The organism is Occallatibacter riparius (assembly GCF_025264625.1).
Classification (GTDB): Bacteria; Acidobacteriota; Terriglobia; order Terriglobales; family Acidobacteriaceae; genus Telmatobacter; species Telmatobacter riparius.
This window is the reverse complement of sequence record NZ_CP093313.1, coordinates 2662348-2677913: the sequence shown is the minus strand read 5'-3', so window position 1 is coordinate 2677913 and position 15566 is coordinate 2662348. Positions and strand designations below refer to the sequence as shown.

At 60.3% G+C, this 15566-nt stretch carries 10 protein-coding genes; 3 read left to right on the top strand and 7 right to left on the bottom strand.

Annotated features, from left to right (window positions below; translation table 11 throughout):
• Window positions 1-114: 114 nt before the first annotated feature.
• The 4 genes from MOP44_RS10780 to MOP44_RS10765 form a co-directional block, all read right to left on the bottom strand.
• A complete protein-coding gene (locus tag MOP44_RS10780; protein ID WP_260796040.1) occupies window positions 115-1302 on the bottom strand; it encodes an acyltransferase family protein in 1188 nt (395 codons plus the stop codon).
• Window positions 1303-1384: 82 nt separating this feature from the next.
• A complete protein-coding gene (gene gyrA, locus MOP44_RS10775; RefSeq protein ID WP_260796039.1) occupies window positions 1385-3970 on the bottom strand; it encodes a DNA gyrase subunit A in 2586 nt (861 codons plus the stop codon).
• 245 nt (window positions 3971-4215) lie between these two features.
• Window positions 4216-5067 carry an outer membrane protein gene (locus MOP44_RS10770; RefSeq protein WP_260796038.1) on the bottom strand — a complete coding sequence of 284 codons (852 nt, stop codon included), beginning with the start codon at window positions 5065-5067 and terminating at the stop codon, window positions 4216-4218.
• 143 nt (window positions 5068-5210) lie between these two features.
• Entirely contained in the window at window positions 5211-6431 is a 1221-nt protein-coding gene (locus MOP44_RS10765) for an ArnT family glycosyltransferase (protein WP_260796037.1), read from the bottom strand.
• Between the two features lie 104 nt (window positions 6432-6535).
• Here MOP44_RS10765 and MOP44_RS10760 point away from each other — a divergent pair, with 104 nt between their 5' ends.
• Together MOP44_RS10760 and ruvB are read left to right on the top strand one after the other, a co-directional pair.
• Complete coding sequence (locus MOP44_RS10760; RefSeq protein ID WP_260796036.1) at window positions 6536-8059, top strand: family 43 glycosylhydrolase; 1524 nt, start codon at window positions 6536-6538, stop codon at window positions 8057-8059.
• A 63-nt stretch (window positions 8060-8122) separates the two neighbouring features.
• Window positions 8123-9160 (top strand): Holliday junction branch migration DNA helicase RuvB, encoded by a 1038-nt coding sequence (ruvB, locus tag MOP44_RS10755; protein WP_260796035.1) that lies wholly within the window; start codon window positions 8123-8125, stop codon window positions 9158-9160.
• A 33-nt stretch (window positions 9161-9193) separates the two neighbouring features.
• Here the strand turns inward: ruvB and MOP44_RS10750 are convergent, their stop codons facing one another.
• The gene (locus MOP44_RS10750) at window positions 9194-9430 is read right to left on the bottom strand and encodes a hypothetical protein (RefSeq protein ID WP_260796034.1); all 237 of its coding nucleotides are present in this window, start codon (window positions 9428-9430) and stop codon (window positions 9194-9196) included.
• Window positions 9431-9583: 153 nt separating this feature from the next.
• On the opposite strand from MOP44_RS10750, the gene MOP44_RS10745 reads away from it, so the two are divergent.
• Window positions 9584-10138: a thioredoxin family protein gene (locus MOP44_RS10745; RefSeq protein WP_260796033.1), complete on the top strand. Its 555-nt coding sequence runs from the start codon at window positions 9584-9586 to the stop codon at window positions 10136-10138.
• An 80-nt stretch (window positions 10139-10218) separates the two neighbouring features.
• Here MOP44_RS10745 and MOP44_RS10740 read toward each other — a convergent pair whose 3' ends face one another.
• The gene (locus MOP44_RS10740) at window positions 10219-11931 is read right to left on the bottom strand and encodes a DUF885 domain-containing protein (RefSeq protein WP_260796032.1); all 1713 of its coding nucleotides are present in this window, start codon (window positions 11929-11931) and stop codon (window positions 10219-10221) included.
• A gap of 58 nt (window positions 11932-11989) precedes the next feature.
• On the bottom strand, window positions 11990-15553 hold the full coding sequence (gene mfd / locus MOP44_RS10735) for a transcription-repair coupling factor (RefSeq protein WP_260796031.1): 3564 nt from the start codon (window positions 15551-15553) through the stop codon (window positions 11990-11992).
• Window positions 15554-15566: the final 13 nt, after the last annotated feature.

The following is a 15566-nucleotide window of genomic DNA, read 5'->3' as shown; positions in this document are numbered from 1 at the left end:
TACGCCCGGCGTGATCCACCTAGCAAAGCCCATGCACTCCTTTCGGCAGATCGCCGGTCCAAAAGCGGAACCGCTTCAAAACGGGAGGCACCCACGCAGCGTAATTAATCCCGCTCAGACCGAAGGTGCAACGTCCTCGCGCGATCGGACGAACGTAAACCGGCTCTTCAGGCGGAGAAACGGCCTTTCAAAGTAGTGGAAGGACAGAGAGGCCAGTCCGATGCTGACAGCAAGCACAACCACCGTCCACACCAGGTTGCGAACTGATTCGGGCATCGCGACGCCAGGAAAGCTCCGGCGCAGGTACGGCACCGCCTTGTTAAACGTCAGGAAGAAGACGAGCGAGTGCACGAGATACAAGCCGTACGAAATCCTGCCTAGATATGCCAGCCAGCGCGGCACTAAACGCGCTGGAGTGCCGAGCGCAGAAAGGAAGAAAAGAAGGGATCCGGCGAGGACCAGGAGCCATCCGGCAAGCGCACCCATGGGCGTCGGATGCGGCTCCCAGCTCTTGACCTGAAAGCGCATCAGCGCCGTGAACCAAAAGGTGAAGCCGAGCACGAAGCCCGCGAAGCGCATCCAGACCGGAACGCATACAAGCCTGCCGCGCAGTATCAGCGCAATGAGAGTCCCGGCCGCGAAGAACTGGAATTGAAGAAAGCTATTGGTCCACTCGCCGTTATCTCCAGTCGTAGGGTGCAACGCGTACAGCAGTATCGTCACATACGCAACGGCGAGCAGCAGGGCAGAAACGAGGCCAAGCATCCGGCGGCCGGCACGCGCGGCAATGAGCGGGATGGCGATGTAGAACTGCTCTTCGACAGAGATGCTCCATAGCGGATCAACGGCACCCGCGATCCAGCCGTGATGAAGGATGTACCAGTTCCCCGCGAAGAACGTGAAGGCCACACAGGCGAGCGGATCGGAGGTGCCGAGGCCCGGCACGAAGTGATTCAGCAGCGCCAGTCCGAAAAACGCGACGAAATAAAGCGGCCAGATGCGCAGGATGCGCCGTAGATAAAACGCCTTGATGTGAACGCGCCCCGTCTTATCTCGCTCGCGCAACAACAGCTCCGTGATGAGGAAAGCGCTGAGCAGGAAGAATACGGGAACACCGAACGGACCCACATTTCCGATCAGATAAAGCCAGCGATCGCGCACCGGATCGGTGGGCACATAGTCCATGCGATGAAAGCTGAACACGCAGAGGAAGGCGAAGAAGCGGAGGGCATCAAGTTCCGGGCGGTAGTAGGCGCTCCCGGATTTCTGGGCTTTACTGGCTTGGTCAGATTGAATGGTCATTGTCCGGTGAGGTCGAGTCACGCGCAAATAAGAACGAAAGCCCAAGTCTCGGCCATCGAGACTTGGGACTTAGCGTTTAGCGTTACTGAATCAACGTACCCTGCTCGTCGCCGTTATCCTTGGCGGCTTCCTCCGGCGGAATGACCACTGCTGCAGCGATCTTGTCATCCGTATCGAGGTTAAGCAGGCGGACGCCCTGAGTAGCGCGGCCGGCGTTGCGAATCGTCTTCGTATCGACGCGGATGATCTTTCCGAACTGGCTGATCACCATCAGTTCGCTCGAATCGTCGACAAGCTGAATCGTCGTTACCTTGCCGATCCGATCCGTCACCGCCATGTTCTTCACGCCCTTGCCGCCGCGCGATTGCAGGCGATATTCCTCCACGTCCGTGCGCTTGCCGAAGCCGTTTTCGCTGACGACAAGAATGCGATAAGCGCCGGGCTCGTGCTCCTTGGGCGTGATAGCCACGCCCACCACGTAATCGTTCTTGGCGAGGTCAACGCCGCGCACACCGTAAGCCGGACGGCCCATGGAGCGCACATCGCACTCATCGAAGCGAATGCCCATGCCAAGGCGCGTGGCGAGGAAGACAATCTGCGAGCCGTCGGTAATGCGTGCGGCCACCAGTTCGTCTTCCTTGTCGATCCCAATCGCGATGATGCCCTTCGCCATCACGTTGGAAAAATCCTTGAGCGGAGTCTTCTTTACCGTGCCGTTCCGCGTCGCGAAGAAGACGAACTTGCCTTCCTCTTCAAGGTCGCGGACTGGCAGGATGGCGCGGACGTTTTCGCCGGGCTGCAGGTTGAGCAAGCTCTGCATGCTCTTGCCCTTGCCCGCTGCGCCCACGTCGGGAATCTCATAAACCTTGAGCCAGTAGACCCGCCCGGAGTTCGTGAAGCACAGCAAATACGCGTGCGTGGAGTCGATGATGAGTTGGGCAACGAAGTCCTCCTCACGGGTCTTCATGCCCATGCGGCCCGTTCCGCCGCGACGCTGCTGGCGATAGACGCTGATGGGTGTGCGCTTGAGATACCCCTGGTGGCTCACCGTGACCGCAACCTGTTCGTCGGCGATGAGGTCCTCAAGCTGAAGCTCGGCGGACTCGTCGACAATCTGCGTGCGGCGCTCGTCGCCGTACTTGTCGCGCACCTGCTCGAGTTCCTTCACGATCACCTTGCGCAGCTTCTTCTCGCTCGCCAGGATCGATTCGTACTCCGCGATCTTCGCGCGGATCTCCTTCAACTCGTTCAAAATTTCATCGACGGAAAGCTGCGTCAGCCGATAGAGCTGCAGTTCGAGAATCGCATCTACCTGCCGCAGCGAGAGGCCGCGCTCTTCATGCGGCTGCAACTCGCGGTCGAGGTTGATGACGATGTCCTTGCCCTTGCCCCACGCATACAGATTCTCCCGGGCTTCGGCACGAGAGCTCGATCCCCGAATGATGCGAATCACCGTGTCCAGATTGTCGAGAGCGATCTTGTAGCCCTCTAGAATATGCTCGCGTTCGCGCGCCTTGCGTAGCAGGTAGACGGTGCGGCGCTGGACAACCTCAACGCGGTGATCGATGAAGGCGCGAATTGCCTGGTCGAGGCCAAGCTCGCGCGGCTGGCCGTGCAACACGGCCAGGAAAATCATCGAGAAGCTTTCCTGCATCTGCGTGTGCTTGTAGAGCTGGTTCAGCACAATCTCAGGCTGCGATCCGCGCTTGAGCTCGATCACAATCCGCATGCCGTCGCGGTCTGACTCGTCGCGCACATCGGAGATGTCGTCAATGATCTTCTCGTTTGCAAGCTCGGCAATGCGCTCAATGAGACGAGACTTGTTGACCTGGTAAGGAATTTCGGTGACGATGATCGCCTGCTTTTCCTTGGTCAGGTTCTCCGTAGCCACCTTGGCGCGCATCATAAAGCGGCCGCGGCCGGTCTCATACGCCTTGCGAATCCCGCCCTTGCCGTAAACAAATCCGCCGGTGGGGAAGTCGGGGCCCTGCACGTGCTTGAGCACTGCATCCAGGCCAGCCTTGGGATCGTTCACCAGGTCGATGGTGGCGTTGATGATCTCGGTCAGATTGTGCGGCGGAATGTTCGTCGCCATGCCGACGGCAATTCCACTGGAACCGTTCACGATCAGGTTAGGAATACGCGTTGGCAGAACTGTCGGCTCGAACGTGGATTCGTCGTAGTTCGGCGAAAAGTCGACGGTCTCCATCTCGATGTCGGCGAGCAGTTCGCCGGCGAGGCGCTCCATGCGGCACTCGGTGTAACGCATCGCCGCGGGTGGGTCGCCATCCACGGAACCGAAGTTGCCCTGACCGTCAACCAGCGGATAGCGCAGCGAAAAAGGCTGCGCAAGTCGCACCAGCGTGTCATAGATAGCTGAGTCGCCGTGCGGGTGGTAAACGCCCATGCATTGGCCCACAACCTTGGCGCACTTGGTGTACTTCTTGTTGTGCTCCAAACCCATCTCGCTCATCGTGTAAAGCACGCGGCGATGTACGGGCTTCAGTCCGTCGCGGGCGTCAGGGAGCGCGCGCCCGATGATGACCGACATCGAGTAGTCGAGATACGACCGCCGCATCTCCTCCTCGATGTTGATAGGGATGTGATTGGAGCCGCCGGGGGGAGTGCCACCGTCGAGAGGGAGCTGAGGATTCTGATCGTCTGCCATAGGTTTCGGGAGCCCGCCGCTGGGCGGCAGGAACAAGCGGTAACGAGAGGCCGGAACCGGGTGCGGGCTGCCCTTCTATTTTACCGGCTCGAAGCACCTTTCAGCAAGGCGAAAGCCGGATTGCAAGGCATTTATTTTCTGACATTTAGCTGCGGATATTGCTGACCAATGGGCAAGCCGGAGAGGGGCCGGGAAAAGCAGACCGGAAATGTGCTCTGATTCTGGCTTGGGAAGGCGCGATCGGGCTAGCGGATGAGGTCTGCTTTGGGCTTGCCAATGCGCATGTAAACGCCCACGATTGCGCCGTAGACGTTGATGCCGAAGTCCTCATAACGGGGCTCGGAGAGGTAGAAATTCGAGACGTGCATGTAGGTGGCGCCGCCGGACACGGCGTAGCGCGGCCCGAAGTTGTAGCGCGCGCCGCTGCCCACCATGAGCGTGAAGGTCATGTCCTGTCCCTGCGAGTAGTAGACCCCGTGCGGCTGCTTGGCATTGATATTGCCGATACCACCGCGCCCCTCCACGTAAGGAACCACGCGCCATCGCGACGGGATGAAATTCCGTCGAATGCCATAGTCAAAAGCGAAGTAGCGCGTCTCCGCTCCCCGTGGAATCGCCGTATAGGACCCGCTGAAAGAGAAATCCGTATTGCCGCGGAACAGCTTCCATCCCCAGATATTGTCTAGTTGCCAACGCACAGAGGCTATATTCGGCACCAGTGTGTAATGCAGCGGCCAACTGTTGTATTTACTGCCCACTATAAAGTCGAAGACGAACGGAATATTGTTGGGCAGCCATCCGGTTTCAAGCGAGAACTCAAGCTTGTTCTTGTAGTAAATGTTGCGATTGAAATCAGGGCGTTTGACAGTTGGCACAGGACTGACGAGCATGGCGCTCTTGGGGGCGGGCTGCGGGTCGCTTGGCGCGCTGCCACTTGAGCTGTTTGCTGGATCAGCGGACTGGGCAACAGGCGGCTTTACTGCGGGACTGGCTTGGGATAGTGAGGCAGGTTCCTGGGCTGCGCCCGCCCCGGAACAGACAACGAGTGCCAGCATCGCAAGCCACGCAAAACGGTGCGCACAAACTGTGACTGTCATCTTAATTAGCTTTAGAACCGGCGTCGATACTGCTGCCGCACTCACGGATTGAGATGTTATTCCGATCTCACTAGGTTGGAGCGGCAGGCATAAATAAACGCCGCGCCTCGGGTGGTGGCGCCATTCAGCAGGCGAAATGGCCATCAAATGAGCCCCGGCAGGCTCAGTATGCATACAATCGCCTGCAAAACCACAATGGAACCGCCTGCCGTCAGCGCTAGCCGGGGCCGCGGGCTCTCATACGCATCAGCAAAAATGCCGCCGACGAACGTGAGCAGAAACGGCTGAGCCCATAGCCAGGGCGAGGCTGTCACGCCGGTCGTCACCAGCAGCAACAGCACCAGCGCGCAAAGCAAGGGAGCCGTGTTGCCAAAGTAGCGCGAGCGGCGAACGCCGAGATAAAGAACCAGGGACGCCGCGGCGGCGATCGTGATTCCCGCATTCGGAAGCGAGGAGAAGAAGTGCTTTGCCGGCTCACTCGAGAACCACACGAACCCGGCAGCCGAGCGGAAAAGATAACTGAACGCGTCCGGCGAAAATCCGTAGCAGGCAAACACCAGAAGCACTGCTCCAACACATGCCAGCAGCACGATCGGCAGAATCTGGCTACGCCGCCCTTCTGCGATCCACAACATTGCGATGAGTCCGAGCAACGCGACTACAGGCAACGCCGCAATGTGCGACGCCGCCGCCAGCCCGAAGCTCAACGTAAGCAGCACAATGCGAGGACGCCACTTCCGTCGCGGACCCTGCATCGCGTGCGCAACACCAATGCAGGTGTAGATGCCGGCGTAAATGCCGAGCGTGGCCAGAATGTCCGGCTCGGGCGAGACGCAAGCCTTCAGAATCGCGGGCGAAGAGCAGTAGAGCGCAAGCGCCGTATATCCACCAAAGTTGCCGAACAGGCGACGCGTCACCCACCACAGCGCACCGCCCAGCACGCCGCCCACAAACAGGAACGGCAGTCGCATCAGCAGCAGTACGTGCGGCATCTGGTGCCGCAGTTCCCATGTACTAATCTGCGGACCCTGCTGCCCTCCGCTTTGAATCACACGGTCTTCCGGCTTGCGAAATTGATCCAGCCCTCGCTCCACCAGCAGATTGAGCGTGAGCGGCAGGCCCGCCGCACGATACGCAATTACGCCATCGTGAATGTTCCCGCAACTGGTGTAGTAGCCCGCCAGCGGCGACGGCTTCTCCCACATCTCGCGGCCGCAGCGCGCGTACTGGTAGTCACGATCGCTGAGAGTCTGATGCGCAGTCAGCCAAAAGCCCTGCGCCAGAAACGCGAGCAGCAGGACAGCGGCAATGCGCTGCGGCAAATTGAAATGGAAGCGGCGAAGCCGTGCGAAATGATGCGTCATTCTTGAGTAGGGCCACCTCTAGTCTAAATGGCGGGACACGCTCGATCTCACGCCCCGTTGAATCGCTTTACTTGGCATTCCCCGCGCGACTAAACTGGCCCGTCATGCTTACACGTCGCGATTTCATGCGCAGCAGCGCGGCCGCTGCCGCCCTTTCCTCCGCACCGGCACTGATCTCCGCAGCAGAGACCCGCGCACGCTACCACAACCCGATCCTCGGCGGCGATCATCCCGACGCTAGTCCCATTCGCGTGGGCGACGACTTCTACCTCACGCACTCCAGCTTCGACTACGCGCCCGGATTGCTCATCTGGCACTCCCGCGACCTCATCAACTGGAAGCCGGTTGCCGCCGCGCTCCAACGCTATTACGGCGGCGTTTGGGCGCCCTACCTCTGCGAGTACCAGGGCCACTTCTACATCTACTACCCGTCCGATCAGAAGCTGCACGTGGTCCACGCCGACAAGCCCACCGGCCCATGGAGCGAGCCCGTCGATCTCGGCATCAACGCCATCGATCCCGCGCACATCGGGGAGAACGGCCGGCGCTTCCTCTACATGAATGGCGGGCTCATGGCCGAACTCGCCGCCGACGGTCTCAGTGTAAAGACGCCGCCGCGCAAGGCATTCGAGCCCTGGCCCATGCCCACGCCTCCGCGCATGGAGTGCACCTGCCTCGAAGCCCCCAAGCTCCTCGAACACAACGGCTGGTTCTACCTCATCGTCGCCGAAGGCGGCACCGCCGGTCCCGCGACCGCGCACTCCGTCGTAGCCATGCGCAGTAAGCACGCGGAAGGCCCGTGGGAGTTCTCGCCGCACAATCCAATCGTCCGCACCATGTCGCGCACCGACCGCTGGATGAGCGTCGGCCACGGTCGCCTCGTCGACACTCCCGACGGCCGCTGGTACATGACCGTGCATTCTTACGAGAAGGACTACCGCGCCATCGGCCGGCAGTTGCTTCTGTTGCCGGTGGAGTGGACCGACGACGGATGGTTCCGCGTAACCCAAGGCATCACGCCCGCATCCGCCATCCCCGTGCCGATCCCCGGAACGCAACAACAGCCGCTGCTTGATCCGTCGGATGATTTCAAGTCGCCGCAGCTCGGTCTCCAATGGGCATTCTGGCACGAGTTAGATCCCGCTCGCTTCACCACCGGCAACGGCACTCTCGTACTACAGGCGAAAGGCACGTCACTTGAGAACTCGCCCGCGCTCACAACACCCGTCGGCGGCCACTCCTACACCATCGAGATGGACGTCGAAGTAACTCCGGGGTGCGCCTCCGGCCTGATGCTCTTCTACAGCCCCGAGCACGCTACCGGCATTCTCCTCGATGACGAAGGCATCGGCGTGCGCGTAGCCAACAACTACATTGCCACCCGCTCGCACAAGGGCGTCACGCGTGCCACGCTTCGCGCCGTCAACGATGATCAGGAAGTCGATTTCTACTACCGGCTCCCCGGCGGCGACTGGCGCAAGACGGAAGAGTCGGCCGAGGTTTCAGGCATGCAGCACAACGTCCTCGGCGGCTTCCTCGACTTGCGGCCCGCGGTGTTCGCCGCTGGCAAAGGACAAGCCACATTCCGCAACTTCCGCTATTGGCCCGAGGTCAAGGTTCCGGTATAGCAGAAGCAGCTCTTCGCCGGATATTTGCCCCGGCGAAGAGCACCCGCTACACTTCTACCCAGCATGGCCATACGCAAAGAGTCGCCGGAACGGCTGGTCAGCGCCTCGCGCGCTGATGAAGAGCAGGGCTTTGAGCTGAAGCTGCGCCCGCGCTGGCTCAAGGAATTCATCGGGCAATCAAAAGCAAAAGAGCAGCTCTCCATCGCGCTTGAAGCCGCCAAGTCGCGCGGCGAGGCGCTGGATCACGTGCTTCTCTTCGGACCTCCGGGACTGGGCAAAACCACGCTGGCCACCATCATCGCGAATGAACTCGACGTAGGATTTCAGCAAACATCAGGCCCAGCCCTCCAGATCCAGGGCGACCTCACCGCGATCCTCACCAATCTGCGCGAGAGACAGGTCCTCTTCCTCGACGAAATTCACCGCATGCAGCCGGTACTCGAGGAGAAGCTCTACACCGCACTCGAGGACTACAAGCTCGACATCATCATCGGCCAGGGCCCTTCCGCGCGCACTCACGTGATGGACATCCGCCCCTTCACGTTCGTGGGGGCCACCACGCGGCCCGGCCTGCTCAGCTCGCCGCTGCGCTCGCGCTTTGGCATCCTTCTCCGCCTCGAGTTCTACACCGAAGAAGACCTGCGCGTTATCGTTGAGCGCTCCGCTGAAGTGCTCGGTGTTCCCATCGACCACGATGGCGCATCCGAGATCGCGTTGCGCTCGCGAGGCACGCCGCGTATCGCCAACCGCCTGCTGCGGCGCGTGCGCGACTACGCCCAGGTGCGCGGCACGGGCGTGATCGATCGCGCCACGGCCAACGCAGCCCTCACCATGTTGGAAGTGGATGCGCATGGATTCGATGAGATCGACCGCCGCCTGCTGATGACCATCATCCAAAAGTACGATGGCGGCCCAGTGGGTCTGGGCACTCTTGCTGCGACCCTTGCCGAAGAAGAAGACGCGCTCGAAGAAGTCTACGAGCCCTTTCTCATTCAAATCGGTTTCCTTGATCGCACGCCGCGCGGCCGGGTGGCCACGCGGCTGGCTTACGAGCACTTCGGCCTCAGCATGCCGGGGCGGCAGCCTGGCCTGTTTTCGTAGCCTGCAAGGGGAAGTCGCAGGCCGCCGAACATTTCAGGCTTCGTGCTGAACAGCCTCCTGCGTCCATCCGGCTTTTCCGGCGGCAATGATTGCGCCCGCATACGCCTCAGTCCACAAATCCAGTTGCTGCGCCAGGCAATCACCCTTGTGACGGTTATGCAGATGCAACTCCACACGGTGGCCGCCTTCGTCCACCCTCACCGGCGCGACATCATACCTGCTGATCACGCCGCCGCATAGATCGCAAAACTTCACCCCTTCGATGCTCACTTGTGACCTCCGTTCGGCCCTGCCTTACATCCATTGAAACCCGCATCGGTCCGCGAAGTTTTGGTGGACCACAACCGAATCAACTACCCAGGATCCGGACCACGCGCGAGAATAGATACGGACGCAATCTATCCTTCGTTCCAGAGGTAGAACATGGCACTCACTCAATCCACGATGATGCTCGACCTCGGCGCAGAAGCGCCGGATTTCGCACTGCGCGATGTAGTCAGCGGCAAAACCGTGAGCCGCGATGATTTCCGCGGCCAAAAGGGCCTGCTTGTCATGTTCATCTGCACGCATTGCCCCTACGTCAAGCACATCGAGAAGGGCCTTGCCGAGATCGGCAATGACTACGCTGGCAAACTCGGCATCGTGGCCATCAGCAGCAATGACGCGGTGATGTATCCCGACGACAATCCAGCCGGATTGAAGGCCCAGTCGCAGCGCGTTGGCTTCCGTTTCCCTTATCTCTACGACGAAACGCAGCAGGTTGCGCGCGCCTACAAAGCCGCCTGCACTCCCGACTTCTTCCTCTTCTGCAGCGACCTGAAACTCGCCTACCGCGGCCAGTTCGATGCAAGCCGCCCCGGCAATGCAATCCCGATCACAGGCCAGGATCTGCGTGCCGCCTTGGACGCCGTGATCGCAGGCCAGCCCGTTACCGAAGACCAGCGCCCCTCCGTCGGCTGCAACATAAAGTGGAAATAGCAAAGCGAGTCAGAAGCCGTTGAGTCCGATGTTGAACCACGCTGACTCCTGACTCGCTAACCTGCTAGCCCATTTTCCCGTTACAGCGTCGGCGACGTATCCCCCAGCATCGCCTCGCGCACGATCTTGATCGGCGGGAATCCCTGCTTGAGAAACTCATCGTGGAAGCTCTGCAGTGAGAACGCTGCGCCCTGCTTCTTCTTCAGGTCCTCGCGCAGCTTCATGATCTCGAGTTTGCCCAGCGTGTAATAGAGATACGTCGGATCGGCCGTGCCCCGCTTGGTCTCCACCATCGCGGTTTCCTTCGACTGATAACCCTCTTTCTGGAAGAACTCCACCGCCTGGTCGAAGCTCATCTTGCCCGTGTGCATCTCGATACCGACAATGAAGCGCGCATTGCGCAGCAATGCATCCTGCAACTGCCCCAGTCGCAGCAGCTTCGCCTCATGTTCATCCTTTGCGCCTATCCCCGGCTGTCCGTAACCCGCATCGAGCATCATCTGCTCGCAATAGTGCGCCCAACCCTCAACATTCGTACTCGCCCCCAGCAGCTTGCGCACCCTGCTCGGCGCCTGCGGAACCCACAGGAACTGCACATAGTGCCCCGGATACGCCTCATGCACCGCTGTCGAAATAATCGTGCCCACATTGAATGAGTGCATGTAGCCCTCGACCTCCGCCGGCGTCAGCTTCTTGTCAGGCAGCGTCACGTTGAAGTAGGCCTCGGTGGCATGCTTCTCATGCGGCCCGGGCGTGTCCATGCTAGCGAACGTGGTCGCGCGCATGAACGGCGGCGTCTCTTCCAGAATCGGGCGCACATCCGACGGAATCGTCACAATATGATGATCGCGAATGAAACCGATCAGGCTGTCGAACGTAGCCCTGAAGCTGGCGAGCAGCTGATCGGGCGCCGGATGATGCGACCCGAGCTCTTCGAGAACCTGCTGCGGCTCCTTGCCCGGCTCGAGTTCCTTTGCAAGCTCGTTGAAGTGCTGCTGGTTCTTGCGCAAATCGGCCCGGCCAATCTCCAGCAGCTTGTCGAGCGGCAGGTCCACCATCTCGTCATACGCCAGCTTCTTTGAGAACGTCTCCGCTCCGATGCGAAAGTCCCCATTCGACTTCGGCAGCAGATCGGACTTTAGCCATGCCTGATAGCTGTTCAACGCCGCGATGACTGCAGCGTTGGTCTGCGCAAACTCCGCCTTCAATGCTTGATCTTTCGCCTCAGCGAATGCCAGCTGCACATCGTGCTCGAAGAAACTGACGATCCCCGGAAGCTGCTCAATCGCGATCTCAGTGTAGATCCGCGGCGGATTCTTGAGATTCGCCCGCGCCTCGTCAAGCCGTGATGGCATCAACTTCTCGCGCGCAATCAGCGAGCGCAGCCGATCGTCCGGCGAGGCGAACTTGCGCTCCATCAGCGAGAACGCCGCATTGCTCATGCTGCCCGAGTAGATGTCCGGGTTCTTCTCCCACATGCGGATCGTCTCCAGCGACAGCAGCGTAGACCGAATGTTGCTGAGCACCATTTCGCGATCGCCGCGCGTCATCTCGTCCAGTCCCGAAGCCGGAATCGCCGCAACGCGCGTCTCAAACGCCTTGAGCGCCATCACCTGGGCATCGAGCGTCTTCCGCGAAAAATCCTCAAGCTGCGTATCGTACTGGTGGTACCCGGTCAGAGTCCCGCCGGTTGGCGAGTACGGAAAATACACCTGATCGAAATACTCGTCCGATACTTTCTGAAAGCTCTCCTGCGGCGTTGCAGCGGCGGAAGCAAAAGCAGTGGCGCACATACACGCTCCAATTGCGACTACAGCAAGGCTGGGCTTCATCTGTTCGTCTCTCTGTGTTTCATGCATTCACCGGCGCAGGCGCCAGGTTGGTAATCAGTTCGCGAATCTCAAGCAGAATCTCATCCGGCCGCAGTGCCGCCAGCGGAAACTTCAACACGCCCTGCGGCGTAAACTGCGCGCCGCGCTTCGCATTCTTCGCAATGAGCCGCATCAGGTGCTGCGGATCGATCTGTGCCTTCTCGCTGAAGCGAATCTGCAGCTCGGCGCGCTTGCGATCGATCTGCGCAATGCCCAGTCGCTCGCATTCCAGGCGCAGCGACGCAGCCTCCAGCAGGTAAACGGTCGAGTCCGGCAGCGGCCCGTACCGGTCCTCCATCTCAGAACGAAGTTCGCTCAGCGCCTTCTCGCTCTGCGCGCCGGCAACCTTCTTATAGAGGCGCAGCCGCTGGTTCTCTTCCGCGACGTAGCTCTCATCAATGCGCAGCGGAATGCCAAGATTGAGCTGCGTCGCAGGCTTCTTTTCCCCGCCCTCGCCCTTCAATTCCTTCACTGCCTGCTCAAGCATCGATGTGTAAAGCTCGAATCCGATCGCCTCAATGTGCCCGCTCTGCTCGCCGCCCAGCATGTTGCCCGCTCCGCGCAGTTCGAGATCTAGCGCGGCGATCTTGAACCCCGCGCCCAGGTCGCTGAACTCCTTCAACGCCGCAAGACGCCGTCGCGCAATCTCGTTCAGTTCGCCCTCCTGCGGGATCAGCAAGTATGAATACGCCCGGCGATTCGACCGCCCCACCCGTCCGCGCAGCTGATAAAGCTCGCTCAGCCCGTGTCTATCCGCGCGATTGATGACGATGGTATTGGCGTTGGGAATATCAATCCCATTTTCAATAATCGTCGTCGCCACCAGCACGTCGAATTCGTGATGCATGAAGGCAAGAATCACCTTCTCGAGTTCTCCTTCGCTCATCTGCCCATGGCCAACCGCAACGCGCGCTGCCGGAACCAGTTCCTGAATCCGCGACGCGTGCTCATAAATCGATTCCACGCGATTATGCACGAAGTAAACCTGCCCGCCGCGCTCCAACTCCAACTCAATCGCCGATCGAATGATCTTCTCATCGAACTTCGCAACCACCGTCTGAATCGCCATGCGATCCTTCGGCGGCGTTTCAATCACCGACATATCGCGCAACCCAACCAGCGACATGTGCAGCGTGCGCGGAATCGGCGTGGCACTCATCGCCAGCACATCGATCTCCTTGCGCAGTTGCTTCAGCCGTTCTTTGTGCCGCACCCCGAAGCGCTGTTCTTCATCCACGATGAGCAAGCCCAGATCCTGAAACTTGATGTCCTTCGACAGCAGCCGGTGCGTGCCGATCAGCACGTCGACCTTGCCGTGCTCCACCTCTTCCACAATCTGCTTCTGTTCCTTCTGCGTGCGGAAGCGCGAGATCATCTCCACCTTGATCGGGAACTGCGAAAAGCGCTTCTTGAATGTCTCGAAATGCTGGAAGCTGAGCACCGTGGTCGGCGTCAGCACTGCCACCTGCTTCGAGTCCTGCACAGCCTTGAACGCCGCCCGCATCGCCACTTCCGTCTTGCCGTAGCCCACGTCGCCGCACAGCAGCCGATCCATCGGCGTCTGCTGCTCCATGTCGTACTTGATGGCGCGGATTGCAGCGAGCTGGTCGTCGGTTTCGTTGTAATCGAACGCGTCTTCGAACTCCTTCTGGAATTCGTTGTCCTTCGAGAACGCCGTACCCTGCGCAGTGTGCCGCTCTGCATAGAGTTTGAGCAGTTCCGCCGCCATGTCCTGCATGGCCTTGCGCACGCGCGCCTTCGTCTTAACCCACTGCTGCGATCCCAGCTTGTTCAGGACCGGTGCTGGCCCCGTGTCCGTCGAACGATACTTCTGAATCAGGTCCAGCCGCGTGAGCGGAACATACAGCTTGGCCTGCTCTGCGAATTCCAGAATCATGAATTCGACCGCGAGCCCGTCCTGCACAATCTCCTTCAAGCCCTGATACTGCGCGATCCCGTGCTCAACGTGGACAACATAATCACCCATCGACAAGTCCCGAAAATCCGAGACAAACGCAGCAGTCTTCGATCGCTTAGGCTCAGGCCGCGCAGCAATGTCCGCCTCATCATTGAGATCGTTCGCGCCGAAGATGATCAGGTTCGATTCAGGAAAGCTGACGCCCGCCGCAATCGGCGTCCGCACAATCACCGGCACGCGCAGATCGCCGGCCATGTAGCTGGCCTCTTCCAGCATCGTCTCGCCGCTATGCGACGCAGCGCGGCTCCCGAAGCGATACGGGATCTGGTACTCGCGGAACACAGTCGCCATGCGCTCCACGTCTCCCTGGTTCGCCGCTGCAACAACGATGTGCGTCTCTACTTCCATGAGCCGGCGCAGTTGTTCGATCAATGCGGGGATCGATCCGTGGAAGCGCAGCGTCGGCCGCGTGTTCAGGCTGATCTCGCCCAGCGTCGAATCTTCATCGATCACATCCACCGCGCCAAGCTGATCAACGTCGATGCCGAAGTGCGCCTGCAGCAGTCCCTGTAGAATCTCAGGCCGTAGGTAGATATCTTCCGGCCGAACCAGGTTGCCGATACCGCTGCGCTCATGGCGCTGCTCAATCTTGTTCCACCAGCGGTCAATCTGGTTGCGCACCATGCCCGGCTCATCCACAAAGAGCACAGCCTTCGGCACCAGCTTCAGCAGATTCGTCTCAGCTCCCGCAACAGCGGCGAAAAACTCCCATCCCGGAAAGACGCTGACCCCACCGGCCGCCGCGGCTTCCATCGCCATCTCGTCCGCCTCGTCGTCGCCCTCAATCTCGACGCGCTGCCTGCTCAGCCGCGCATGCACCGCCGCCAGCAGATGCTCGGTGACGGGCGTCTCCGTCAGCGGAAGAAGCTGCGCTTCATCCAGGCCGGATTGCGAGCGCTGCGTCTCCGGATCGAACTTGCGGATCGTATCGATCTCGTCTCCGAAAAACTCGATGCGCACCGGCCTGTCCGACTCCGGCGAATACACGTCGAGAATGCCGCCGCGCCGCGTGAACTGCCCCGGCATCTCCACCAGGTCCATCTGCGTGTAACCCACGCTCGCCAGGTGCGCGGTCAGCACCTCAACATCGATCTCTTCCCCACGTTTGAGGCTCACCGCAAGGCTGGCGTAGTAATCGCGATCGAACAGCCGCATCGCCAGCGCTTCCACCGGCGCAATGATGATCGACGCCGCCCCCGTCGATAGCTTCCACAAAGCGGCCGCGCGCTGCTCCTGCACGTCCGGGTGCGGGGAAAGATTCTCGAACGGCAGCACGTCATGCGCGGGCAGCCGCACCACACGCCCCGGATCGACAGCCCCGGTCAGCTCGCAGCCCGCGCGGATCATCGGCTCCAGCGCTTCGGCCGCCTTGTTATCAGAGACCGCAACGATCACAGGCCGTCCAGCAGCCCGGGCCATCAGCGGAATGTAGAGGGAACGCGCGGTCGCGGTGAGTCCGGACACAATACGCCGCCCCGAACCCAGGCTCAGGTGCCTGCGAACGCGATCGAATGCCGGCGTATGCTCCAGGTCCGCAAAAATCTCGCGGACGAACGGGAGAATCATCAAGCTCTAGTTT

Excerpts from the sequence above, each read along its gene's own strand:
- MOP44_RS10760 (WP_260796036.1), top strand. The coding sequence starts at position 6,536 with ATGCTTACACGTCGCGATTTCATGCGCAGCAGCGCGGCCGCTGCCGCC.
- MOP44_RS10780 (WP_260796040.1), bottom strand. The coding sequence starts at position 1,302 with ATGACCATTCAATCTGACCAAGCCAGTAAAGCCCAGAAATCCGGGAGC.
- gyrA (WP_260796039.1), bottom strand. The coding sequence starts at position 3,970 with ATGGCAGACGATCAGAATCCTCAGCTCCCTCTCGACGGTGGCACTCCC.
- ruvB (WP_260796035.1), top strand. The coding sequence starts at position 8,123 with ATGGCCATACGCAAAGAGTCGCCGGAACGGCTGGTCAGCGCCTCGCGC.
- MOP44_RS10740 (WP_260796032.1), bottom strand. The coding sequence starts at position 11,931 with ATGTGCGCCACTGCTTTTGCTTCCGCCGCTGCAACGCCGCAGGAGAGC.
- MOP44_RS10765 (WP_260796037.1), bottom strand. The coding sequence starts at position 6,431 with ATGACGCATCATTTCGCACGGCTTCGCCGCTTCCATTTCAATTTGCCG.
- mfd (WP_260796031.1), bottom strand. The coding sequence starts at position 15,553 with ATGATTCTCCCGTTCGTCCGCGAGATTTTTGCGGACCTGGAGCATACG.
- MOP44_RS10770 (WP_260796038.1), bottom strand. The coding sequence starts at position 5,067 with ATGACAGTCACAGTTTGTGCGCACCGTTTTGCGTGGCTTGCGATGCTG.
- MOP44_RS10745 (WP_260796033.1), top strand. The coding sequence starts at position 9,584 with ATGGCACTCACTCAATCCACGATGATGCTCGACCTCGGCGCAGAAGCG.